Here is a 10,892-nt window from a genome sequence, read left to right as displayed (position 1 = left end):
TTGTCCCGAAGGGTTGGGCCGCAAATCGCGTCCTGCGGCGTTGCGAGTCTTGATCGTGGCAAGCCACGACACTTCGACTCGCGCCTTGCAGGACACGATTTGCGGACGCCAACGCGGCGCTCGTATGAAACCTCAACACGCCCAATACCGCGCTGCGGCGTTGGCTGGTTGCGCTGGACCGGGCCGGTGCGGTGCTGGGCGGCATCGATACCGGCTGTTTCTCGCTGGCCGCGGCCGGCCTGCTCGATGGCCGTGTCGTCACGCTGCATTGGGAAAGCCTGCCCGTATTTCGTGAACGCTTTGCCCAGGTCACGGCGGTGGAGTCGCTCTATGAAATTGATGCGCGCCGGTTTTCGTGTGCCGGGGGCATGGCGGCGACCGACATGATGCTGGCCGATATCGCCACGCGCCACGGCGGCCCGCTGGCTACGCAGATCGCCGAGCAGCTCATTCATGATCGGGCGCGGATCATGGCCGGCGGCCAGCGGCGCTCGCTCGTCGAACGCCTGGGCAGCCATGACCCGGTGCTGGTGCGCGCCGTGGCCCTGATGGAGTCGCATATCGAAGCCCCGTTATCATTGACGGCCATCGCACAGCGACTCGGCCGCTCGCCGCGCCGCGTACAGACGGTCTTTGCGCAGCATCTCGGCTGCTCGCCCGGGGCGTGGTACCGAAAGATACGGCTCGAACAGGCCCATGCGCTGATCAGCGCCAGCGAACGCTCGATCACCGATATCGCGATGGCCTGTGGGTTCGTCTCGGTCGCGGTGTTTTCACGTGCGTTCAAGCGCCAGTTCGCGATCGCCCCGAGCGCACTGCGCAGCGCTGGAAAATAAACCGGGCAACCAGCAGACAAACATCACGCAGACGCGCGTAAAGCGCGTAGATTGAGCGGTATTCCCTGCTTTTGGCTGCGACGATTCATATGTATATCTTCGATAATCCGCTGGGCGCGGGCCCGCTGTATTTCGATAATCTGGCAACCGCCCAGGGCACGCCCGTGGCTTACGATCCACAGGCACGGGCCTTCATCCCGACCCCGCCGTTCTGTGCCAATCGCGAGCGGATCGGCTGTAACTGGATCGCCCCGGAAGAAGGCGCATTCTGTCGCGCTTGTGCCATGACGGCGCTGGCCCCCGACCCGTCGCTCGACAACGCGATTCCCGATTGGGCGGCCACGGAACTGGCCAAGCGCTGGGTCATCGACAACCTCGGGCGCTGGCAGTGGTTTCGCCCCGAAGACCCCGGCACGCGCCCGACCTTTCATATGCTGGCCGAGGCCAACGACCAGCCGGCGCCGATGGGCCATGGCGGCGGGGTGGTCACTATCAGTGTTTCCGAGGCGGATCCGGTGGTGCGCACCAAGCGCCGCCAGGCCCTGGGTGAGCCGTATCGGACCATGATCGGTCATATGCGCCACGAGATCGCGCATATGCTCTGGTGGCGTCTGGCCCTGCGCCAGGATTTTCTCGATGCGTTTCGCGATGTCTTCGGCGATGAGCGCGACGATTACGTCGAGGCGTTGGGCCGGCATTATCAAAACGGCCCGCCGGCCGACTGGGCGACCCGGTTCATCTCCACCTATGCCTCGGCGCACCCGCACGAAGACTGGGCCGAAACCGCCTCACACCTGCTGCATCTGACCGATATCGTCGACAGCTTCATCTCATCCGGGCTGACGTCGCGGGCGCTGCCGACCGTCCACTGGAACCCTTATGCCGAGGTCGATACTGCCCGGTTGATCCGCGTGGGCGCCGAAATCGCGGCCGGCATCAATCACGTGAACCGGTCGATGGGACACTCCGACCTGTATCCCTTCATGCTGTCCGAGCCGGTGAATCGGAAACTCGCGTTTGTGCACGAGTGGTTACGGCGCGGCGCACAAGGATGGTGATGACTCGGCGCGCTCGCGGGGCTTCAACTAGAGCCCCGGGGCCTGGCTAAACGCTTGATCAAGGCCTGCGCAGGGCTTGCTGATCCGATAAAGACCCTATGGGTCCGTATCGTGGGAGACCAGCAAGCCCTTCAGCTCGTACAGCATCGAAAGTGCGTCTCGCGGCGACAACGCATCACAGTCCAGGGTGCTCAAGCGCTCTCGTAATACGTCGGGCTCGGGCTCGGCCGGCTCGGGCGCAGGCGAGGGCGCTTCGAACAGCCCGAGTTGCGGGCTGGTCGTTTCGGGGGCGGCCTGTTCCAGCTCGGCCAGGTGTTTCTTGGCCGCGCGCACGACTTTTTTCGGCACGCCGGCCAGCTCGGCGACCTGCAGGCCGAAGCTGCGCGAGGCCGGGCCGGGGCGGATGGCGTGCAGGAAGACGAGTTTCTGCTCGCCGCCGCTGGCGTAGTCGGCCACTTCGAAATGCGCGTTGTTGCTGGCCGGCCAGTCGGCGGCCAGGCGGGTGAGCTCGAAGTAGTGGGTGGCAAACAGGGTATAGGCTCGATTGTGCTCGGCCAGGCGTTCGGCCACGGCGCGGGCCAGGGCCAGGCCGTCGTAGGTGGAGGTGCCGCGCCCGATCTCATCCAGCAGCACCAGCGAGCGCTCGGTCGCGTGATGCAGGATCTGGGCGGTTTCGCTCATCTCGACCATGAAGGTCGATTGGCCGGCCGATAGATCGTCACCCGCGCCGATACGCGTGAATACCCGATCCAGCGGGCCGATGATCGCGGCCTGGGCCGGCACGAACGAGCCGATATGGGCCATCAGCACGATCAGCGCGGTCTGGCGCATGTAGGTGGATTTGCCGCCCATGTTGGGCCCGGTGATCAGCCAGAGCCGCGTGTCGTCATCCAGCGTGGTGTCGTTGGCCACGAAGGGGCTGTCGGAGAACCGCTCGACCACGGGATGGCGCCCGCCGGTGATCCGGATGCCGGGTGTCTCGGTCAGCTCGGGGGCCACCCAGCCATAGTCGACGGCACAGCGTGCCAGCCCGGCCAGTACGTCCAGCCGGGCCAGCCCGTCGGCGATCGATTGCAGGCGCGACAAGTGCGTGGCCAGCTCGGCCACCAGGTCGGCGTAGAGCTGTTTTTCACGGGCCAGAGCCCGCTCGCGCGCCGAGAGTACCTTGTCCTCGAAGGATTTTAGCTCGGGGGTGATATAGCGCTCGACGGCCTTGAGCGTCTGACGGCGCTGATAGTCCAGCGGGGCTTTTTCCGAGTGCGCGCGGCCCATCTCGATGTAGTAGCCGTGCACCCGGTTATAGCCAACCTTGAGTGTTTCGACCCCGGTGCGCGCCCGCTCGCGTTTTTCCAGATCGGCCAGATAACCGTTGGCATTGGCCGAAAGCTCGCGCAGCTCGTCCAGCGTGTCGTCGTAGCCGGTGGCGATGACGCCGCCGTCGCGCACGACCACCGGCGGGGCGGCCACGATGGCGCGTGCCAGTAGCCCGGCCAGATCCGAGGCCGGGTCAAGCGCGGTATCGATACCGGCGAGCAGGGGGGCATCGAGCCTGGCCAGCTCGGTCTTGATGCCGGGCAGGCCGGCCAGCGCCGCGGCCAGGCCGGAGAGATCCCGCGGGCGCGCCGAGCCCAGCGCGATACGTGTGGCGATACGCTCGACGTCGACCATGCTGCGCAGCTTGTCGGCAATCGACTCGTAGGCGCCGCCGGCCAGCGTTTCGATGGCCTGATGGCGATGACGCAAGGTGTTGAAATCGCGCGTGGGCTCGGCCAGCCAACGACGCAGGGCGCGCGCGCCCATGGCCGTGGCACAGCGATCCAGCAGGCCCACAAGACTGTGGCGCGCATCCCCCGTGGCGCTACGCTCGATCTCGAGATTACGTCGGGTGGCGGCGTCCAGAATCAGCGTGTCGGTGATGGCATAGGTACGCATCGAGGCGATATGCGCCAGGGCGGCGTGCTGCGTGGCCTCGACGTAATCGACGAGCGCGCCGGCGGCCGCGATCGCGCGCGGCATATCGCCACAGCCAAAGCCATCGAGCTGGGCCACGCCGAAGAACTGGGTCAGCTTGCGCCGGGCTGAAATGGCATCGAACAGCCAGGCCGGGCGCTCGGTGCGTGCCGTATCGCCGGCCTCGAAGACCAGCGAGCTGTCATCGGCCACCAGAATCTCGCGCGGGGCCAGGCGCGCCAGCTCGCTGTGCAGAGCAGCCTCGTCGACGACTTCGGTGACCGCCAGATCGCCCCGGGCCAGCTCAAGGGTGGCGATACCGATGGCGCGTTTGGCCGGGGCCACGGCCACGATGAAATTCGCCCGGCGCGCGTCCATCAGCGCATCGTCGGTGACCGTGCCCGGTGTGACCACGCGCACGACCTGGCGCTTGACCGGGCCCTTGGTGGCCCCGGGGGCCTCCATCTGTTCACAGATGGCCACCGATTCACCGCGGGCGATCAGACGTGCCAGATACGATTCGGCCGAGTGATAAGGCACGCCGGCCATGGGAATCCGCGCCCCGCCCGATTCCCCGCGGGCGGTGAGGGTAATGTCCAGGATATCGGCCGCGCGCTCGGCGTCTTCAAAGAACAGCTCATAGAAATCGCCCATGCGATAGAACATGAGCATGTTCGGATAGCCGTCCTTGATGGCGAGGTATTGCCGCATCATCGGGGTGTGATGGGCATGACGTGCCGGCGGGGCGGTCTCGTGCATGGGCAGGGCTCGGCTGGGTCGGGGGTCACGGCCAAAGCGGCCGCACGCGATTGTACGTATTTTGAGCGCGCGCTGAGGTTTCACGGCGCCGCGGCGCTGGCATACTTCGGATCATGATCAGCGATACGTTACCCGCCACCGACCGCCCCGATCTGGATACCCTGGTGGCCGAGCTTGCCGCGGCCATGACCGCGCGTCGCCAGAGCCTGGTGTCGGCAGAATCCTGTACCGGCGGCCTCATTGCCGGCGCGTGTACCGGTATCGCCGGCAGTTCGGCCTGGTTCGAGCGCGGTTACGTCACTTATTCCAATGCCGCCAAGCATGAGGATCTGCGGGTGGATCACCACCTGATCAGCGCGCACGGGGCGGTCAGCGCCCCGGTCGTGGGGGCGATGACGCAGGGCGCGCTCACCCTGTCCGGTGCGAACTGGGCGGTGGCTGTTTCCGGTGTGGCCGGGCCCGGTGGCGGCAGCGACGATAAACCGGTGGGCACGGTCTTCATCGGCTGGCAGCAGGCCGGGGCCAGGCCGGACGTCGAACACCTGATGCTGGCCGGCGATCGGCGCGCGGTGCGCGAGCAGACGGTGATTCATGCGCTTGTGGGCCTGAAGCAGCGTGTCGAGCGGATGTAGCCATGACCGCGCGCCTGTTCTTCGCTCTCGTGCCGCCGACCGAGCTGGCCGACGACATCGTGCCGCGCGCGGCACGGCTTGGCCTGGGCGGGCGGCTGGAAACGCCGTCTAGGTTGCATCTGACGCTGGCTTTTCACGGCGCCTGTGATCATAAGACGGTTTCCCGGCTCATGGCGCGCGGGCAGGCCGTGCGCGGTGCCGCGTTTACGCTCAGTATCGACCGTGTTGGCGGTTTTCGCCGGGCACGCAGTGTATGGTTCGGCCCCGAGCGCGCGCCGCAACGTTTACACGATCTGGCCGGCGAATTAGCCCCGGACGGGGTTGATCCCACGTCCTTCACACCGCATATCACAGTGATCCGCGATTGCGCGCCGCCGACACCGCGCCCCCTGTTCCCGCCGCTGATCTGGCACGTTAGCCACGTGGCTTTGATCGAGAGTGGCCGACAGGGCGCGCCCGGCGCTTATCGCCAGCTTGCACGCTGGCGTTTGCCCGACGCCCCCGGCGCCTGACAACGCCCCATATGACAATCACAGGCCGTATCATCGAGCATGAGTAAAAAGACGACACGCGCGCCGGCGCGCCAGACGACGGGGAGTAATTCCATGGATGAAGACCGCAAGAAAGCACTCGCTGCTGCCCTGGGCCAGATTGAACGCCAGTTCGGCAAGGGCTCGGTCATGCGCATGGGCGACGTCGACAACTCCAACGTGGCCTCTATCTCCAGCGGCTCGTTGACCCTGGATATCGCGCTGGGCGTGGGCGGTTATCCGCGTGGTCGTGTGGTTGAAATCTATGGCCCGGAATCCTCGGGCAAGACCACGCTCACCCTGCAGGCGATCGCCGAGACCCAGAAGGCCGGCGGCACCGCGGCGTTCATCGACGCCGAGCACGCGCTGGACCCCAGCTATGCCGAAGCGCTGGGCGTGGATATCGAAAACCTGCTGATCTCCCAGCCGGATACCGGCGAGCAGGCGCTGGAAATCGCCGACATGCTCGTGCGCTCGGCGGCGGTGGATATCGTGGTCATCGACTCCGTGGCCGCCTTGACGCCCAAGGCCGAAATCGAAGGCGAAATGGGCGATTCCCACGTCGGCCTGCAGGCGCGTTTGATGAGTCAGGCGCTACGAAAGCTGACCTCGAACATCAAGCGTACCGGCACCACGGTGATGTTCATCAACCAGATCCGTATGAAGATCGGCGTGATGTTCGGCTCGCCCGAGACGACCACCGGCGGCAACGCGCTGAAGTTCTACTCCTCCGTACGCCTGGATATCCGTCGCATCGGCTCGATCAAGAAAGGCGACGAAGTCATCGGCAACGAGACCCGTGTGAAGGTCGTCAAGAACAAGATGGCGCCGCCGTTTCGCAAGGCCGAGTTCGAAATCCTCTACGGCGAGGGCAGCTCGCGCGAGGGCGAGATCATCGACCTGGGCGTGGCCAACAACATGGTCGAAAAAGCCGGCTCCTGGTACTCCTACAACGGGGATCGCATCGGCCAGGGCAAGGACAACGCCCGCAAATTCCTGAAAGAAAACCCCGAGATCGCCCAGGGCATCGAAGCCAAGCTGCGCGAGCTGCTGCTGCCCAAGAAAAAGAAGAAAGGCGAAGAAGCGGCCGAAGCAGCTGAAGCCGCCGAAGATAGCGCCACCGCCGAAGCCGGCGATGCCGACCTGCTCTCCGGCGATGCACCGGATGACAAGAGCGGCAAGTGATGCTCATCCGCAAATGAACGCGAATGAAAAGAAAGCCAATCCGCCGATGAACGCCGATGGCCGCAGATGAAAAAGATAAGAACGACAGATAGGTGAGTGGGAAACGTCCTACGCACCATCCGTACCGTTTTGTCTTATCCGTCTTCAATCTGTGTTTAATCGGCGTCCATCGGCGGATAACCGCCTGTATTCATTCGCGGACAGCTTTTTCATGAGTGATGACGAAGACATCCAGGCCGAGCGCTTGGCGATTCGCAAGCGGGCGATGAATCTGCTGGCGCGCCAAACCAAACAGCCCGCGAACGGCGCGTTGTTTTGTTCTTAAAATCGTTGTCTTTTCATCTGCGCGCATCGGCGTCCATCGGCGGATTGCTTTCTTTTCATTCGCGTTTATTGGCGTTCATTCGCGGACAGCTTTTTCATGAGTGATGATGAAGACATCCAGGCTGAGCGCTTGGCGATTCGCAAGCGGGCGATGGATCTGCTGGCGCGTCGCGAGCATGCGTACAAAGAGCTTGTCACCAAGCTCGCCAAGCATGAGCACGCCCGGGACGAGATCGAGATCGTGCTCGATGGTCTTGTCGATGACGATCTGCTCTCTGACGTGCGCTTCGCCGAGGCCAGCGTGGCCAGCAAGGCCCGGCGCGGCGTCGGCCCGGTGCGCATACGCGCCGAGCTGATGCAGGCCGGCGTCACCGAGTCAGTGATCGATACCGCGCTAGCCGATTCCGAGGCGGATTGGGTCGCTATAGCCGGCGCGGCCCGCGAAAAACGTTTTGGCCCGGACTGGCCCGAGGATTTTCCGACCAAGGCCAAGCAGATGCGGTTTCTGCAACGTCGCGGTTTTGACGGCGACCAGCTGGCCGCGGTGTTCGACTAGCTTCGAACGCAGACGCGTGTCATGCCATGATCGAGACACCGTTTGGCTGATCTTCGCACCCATGAAAGTCACCGCTGAAATCTGTGTCATCCCGCTGGGCGTGGGCCTGTCGGTGTCGCGCTATATCGCGGCCTGCCAGCCGATCCTTGAGGCCTGGCATTTGAAGCCGCAGCTGCATGCCTACGGCACCAACGTCGAGGGCGAGTGGGATGATGTCTTTGCCGCGTTCAAGGAATGCCACCAGACGATCCATGATCTCGGCGCGCCGCGTGTGCACACCACGATCAAGGTGGGCAGCCGCACCGATCGCCCCCAGACCAACGACGACAAGATTGCGGCGGTCAGGGGCTCATCCGAGTAAGCGCGGGGCTTGTCTCTGCTAAACTTGCCGGCTGTTTGGCCAGTGCCCGGGAGCGTGTCCCTCATGATGTCCACCAACGCCGTTCGAGCGCGTTTCATCGATTATTTCAAGGCCAACGCGCATCGGTTCGTGGCGTCATCCAGCCTCGTGCCGGCGGCCGATCCGACGCTGTTGTTCACCAATGCCGGCATGGTGCCGTTCAAAGATGTGTTCCTCGGCCGTGACCCGCGTGATTACTCGCGCGCCGTGTCGGCCCAGCGCTGTGTACGCGCCGGCGGCAAGCATAACGATCTGGAAAACGTGGGCTACACGGCCCGCCACCACACGTTTTTCGAGATGCTGGGTAATTTCTCTTTCGGTGATTACTTCAAGCGCGAGGCCATCAACTTTGCCTGGGGGTTTCTGACCGAGGAGCTGGGGCTGTCCAAGGACAAGCTCTGGGTCACGGTCTATGAAGAAGACGCCGAGGCCGAGGCAATCTGGAAAGACGAGATCGGTATCCCGGAAGAACGCCTGGCGCGCATCGGTGCCAAGGACAACTTCTGGCAGATGGGCGATACCGGGCCGTGTGGTCCGTGCTCCGAGATCTTCTACGACCACGGCGCGCACATCTGGGGCGGGCCGCCCGGCACGCCGGAAGAAGACGGCGATCGTTTCGTCGAGATCTGGAACCTGGTGTTCATGCAGTACGACCGCCAGCCGGACGGCGAAATGGTCGATCTGCCCAAGCCCTCGATCGATACCGGCATGGGCCTGGAACGTATCGCGGCCGTCATGCAGGGCACGCACGACAACTACGGCATCGACGTATTCCAGACGCTGATGGCCGCTGCGGCCCGCGCCGTGGGCATCACGGGTACGCCCGCCGAGGCCCAGCTGCCGTCGCTGAAAGTCGTGGCCGATCATATCCGCGCCACGGCGTTTCTCATCGCCGACGGCGTCATGCCTTCCAACGAGGGCCGGGGGTATGTCCTGCGTCGGATCATGCGCCGGGCCATTCGTCACGGTTACAAGTTGGGCGCACAGGGGGCCTTCTTCCACGAACTGGTCGCACCGCTCAACGAGCTGATGGGCGAGGCCTATCCCGAACTGGCCGAGGCCTACCCGCAGATCGAGCGCGTGGTGGCCCAGGAAGAACAGCGGTTTTCCGAAACGCTGACCGCGGGCATGAAGATTCTCGAGGACGCCATCGCGGCCATGTCGGGTACGGAGATTCCCGGCGAAACGGTCTTCAAGCTCTACGACACCTACGGTTTCCCCGTCGATCTGACCAACGACGTGGCGCGCGAGCGTGAGTTGACGATCGACGATGCCGGCTTCGAACGCGAGATGACCGCCCAGCGCGAGCGCGCCCGAGCGGCCAGCCAGTTCGGCGCGGATTATCACGCCCGGCTGGACGACGTGGGCAAGGCCACCGATTTCGTGGGGTATGACCAGATACACGCGGCTGCCCGCGTGGTGTCCCTCCTGGTGGAAGGCCAGCCGGTGGATGCCATCGAGGCCGGGGCCGCCGGCGTGCTCGTGCTCGATACCACACCGTTCTACGGCGAATCGGGCGGCCAGGTCGGTGATACCGGCCAGATCGCCGGCGACGAATTCACGTTCACCGTCACCGATACCCAGAAACAGAGCGGCGTGTTCCTGCACTTCGGCCACGTCGATTCGGGCACGGCAACGGCCGGCGTGGCGGTCAACGCCGAGGTCGATATCGCGCGTCGCCACGATATCGAGCTTAACCACACGGCCACCCATCTGTTGCATGCCGCCCTGCGCGAGACTCTGGGCAGCCATGTTCGCCAGAAGGGCTCGATGGTCGCCCCTGATCGGCTGCGCTTTGATTTCTCGCACTTCGAGGCGGTCACGCCGGAACAGCTGGCGACCATCGAAGCCCAGGTCAACGACAAGATCCGCGCCAATATCGAGGGCCAGATCTATGAGCGGTCCTACGATGGGGCCGTGGCCGAAGGAGCGATGGCGTTCTTTGGCGAGAAATACGGCTCCACCGTGCGCGTGGTGCGTTTCGGCGACTACTCGGTCGAGCTGTGTGGCGGCACGCACGCGCCGGCCACGGGCGCGCTGGGTTTTGTGAAAATCACTGATGAGCGCGGCGTTTCGGCCGGTAATCGACGGCTCGAGGCCGTGACCGGCTCGCATGCGCTGGCTTATATTCAAGAGGTCATCGATCGTCAGACACGCCTGGCCGCGCGCTTCAAGACCGCCCCCGTGGAGATCGAGGACAAGCTCGACCGATTGTTTGAACGCGTCTCGGGCCTGGAAAAACAGCTCGAGGCCGCCAATCAGAAACTGGCCGCCAGCCAGGGCGCGGATCTGGCCAGTGAAGCTCAGGCCATCGGCGATGCCCATCTCGTGGTCCGTCGCATGGACGGCGCCGATCGCAAGACGCTTCGTGACACCGTGGACGCGCTCAAGAACAAGCTCGACGGGGCCATTGTGGTGTTAGGCGCGGCCGAGGACGGCAAGGTTGCCCTGATCGCCGGCGTCGCCAAGAGCGTGTCGGACAAGACGCCGGCCGGCGAGCTGGTCAATCACGTGGCCTCACAGGTCGGCGGCAAGGGCGGCGGGCGGCCGGACATGGCCCAGGCCGGCGGCAGCCAGCCCGAGAATCTGGACGCCGCACTCGAAAGCGTGGCTGCCTGGGTGAGCGAGCGTCTGGCATAGTCTGGTATCGGTAATCGGATGA

Annotated in this window: 10 protein-coding genes; 8 read left to right on the top strand and 2 right to left on the bottom strand. The window is 64.6% G+C overall.

Annotated features, from left to right (window positions below; all coding sequences use genetic code 11):
• Window positions 1–191 precede the first annotated feature (191 nt).
• Both SAJA_RS03225 and SAJA_RS03220 read left to right on the top strand, forming a co-directional pair.
• Window positions 192–836, top strand: a complete 645-nt coding sequence (locus SAJA_RS03225) for a GlxA family transcriptional regulator (RefSeq protein WP_123657214.1) — start codon at window positions 192–194, stop codon at window positions 834–836.
• Between the two features lie 89 nt (window positions 837–925).
• Window positions 926–1,894: a zinc-binding metallopeptidase family protein gene (locus tag SAJA_RS03220; protein WP_123657220.1), complete on the top strand. Its 969-nt coding sequence runs from the start codon at window positions 926–928 to the stop codon at window positions 1,892–1,894.
• Window positions 1,895–1,990: 96 nt separating this feature from the next.
• On the opposite strand, the gene mutS is transcribed toward SAJA_RS03220, so the two are convergent.
• Window positions 1,991–4,603 (bottom strand): DNA mismatch repair protein MutS, encoded by a 2,613-nt coding sequence (gene mutS / locus SAJA_RS03215; RefSeq protein WP_221180103.1) that lies wholly within the window; start codon window positions 4,601–4,603, stop codon window positions 1,991–1,993.
• Window positions 4,604–4,716: 113 nt separating this feature from the next.
• On the opposite strand from mutS, the gene SAJA_RS03210 reads away from it, so the two are divergent.
• The 3 genes from SAJA_RS03210 (at window position 4,717) to recA (ending at window position 6,950) form a co-directional block, all read left to right on the top strand.
• Complete coding sequence (locus tag SAJA_RS03210; RefSeq protein WP_123657213.1) at window positions 4,717–5,235, top strand: CinA family protein; 519 nt, start codon at window positions 4,717–4,719, stop codon at window positions 5,233–5,235.
• 2 nt (window positions 5,236–5,237) lie between these two features.
• Complete coding sequence (gene thpR / locus SAJA_RS03205) at window positions 5,238–5,747, top strand: RNA 2',3'-cyclic phosphodiesterase (protein WP_123657212.1); 510 nt, start codon at window positions 5,238–5,240, stop codon at window positions 5,745–5,747.
• Window positions 5,748–5,840: 93 nt separating this feature from the next.
• Window positions 5,841–6,950: a recombinase RecA gene (gene recA / locus SAJA_RS03200; RefSeq protein ID WP_123657218.1), complete on the top strand. Its 1,110-nt coding sequence runs from the start codon at window positions 5,841–5,843 to the stop codon at window positions 6,948–6,950.
• A 190-nt stretch (window positions 6,951–7,140) separates the two neighbouring features.
• On the opposite strand, the gene SAJA_RS15095 is transcribed toward recA, so the two are convergent.
• A complete protein-coding gene (locus tag SAJA_RS15095) occupies window positions 7,141–7,302 on the bottom strand; it encodes a hypothetical protein (protein WP_184999721.1) in 162 nt (53 codons plus the stop codon).
• A 69-nt stretch (window positions 7,303–7,371) separates the two neighbouring features.
• Here SAJA_RS15095 and SAJA_RS03195 point away from each other — a divergent pair, with 69 nt between their 5' ends.
• The 3 genes from SAJA_RS03195 to alaS all read left to right on the top strand — a co-directional run bounded on the left by SAJA_RS03195 (window position 7,372) and on the right by alaS (window position 10,870).
• The gene (locus SAJA_RS03195) at window positions 7,372–7,830 is read left to right on the top strand and encodes a regulatory protein RecX (RefSeq protein ID WP_123657211.1); all 459 of its coding nucleotides are present in this window, start codon (window positions 7,372–7,374) and stop codon (window positions 7,828–7,830) included.
• Between the two features lie 61 nt (window positions 7,831–7,891).
• The gene (locus SAJA_RS03190; protein WP_123657210.1) at window positions 7,892–8,191 is read left to right on the top strand and encodes an MTH1187 family thiamine-binding protein; all 300 of its coding nucleotides are present in this window, start codon (window positions 7,892–7,894) and stop codon (window positions 8,189–8,191) included.
• A gap of 66 nt (window positions 8,192–8,257) precedes the next feature.
• Window positions 8,258–10,870 carry an alanine--tRNA ligase gene (gene alaS / locus SAJA_RS03185; RefSeq protein WP_123657217.1) on the top strand — a complete coding sequence of 871 codons (2,613 nt, stop codon included), beginning with the start codon at window positions 8,258–8,260 and terminating at the stop codon, window positions 10,868–10,870.
• Window positions 10,871–10,892: the final 22 nt, after the last annotated feature.

It is taken from the genome of Salinisphaera japonica YTM-1 (genome assembly GCF_003788585.1).
Classification (GTDB): domain Bacteria; phylum Pseudomonadota; class Gammaproteobacteria; order Nevskiales; family Salinisphaeraceae; genus Salinisphaera; species Salinisphaera japonica.
Note: the sequence above shows the minus strand (reverse complement) of the source record. Positions and strands in the feature narration are given on the sequence as shown.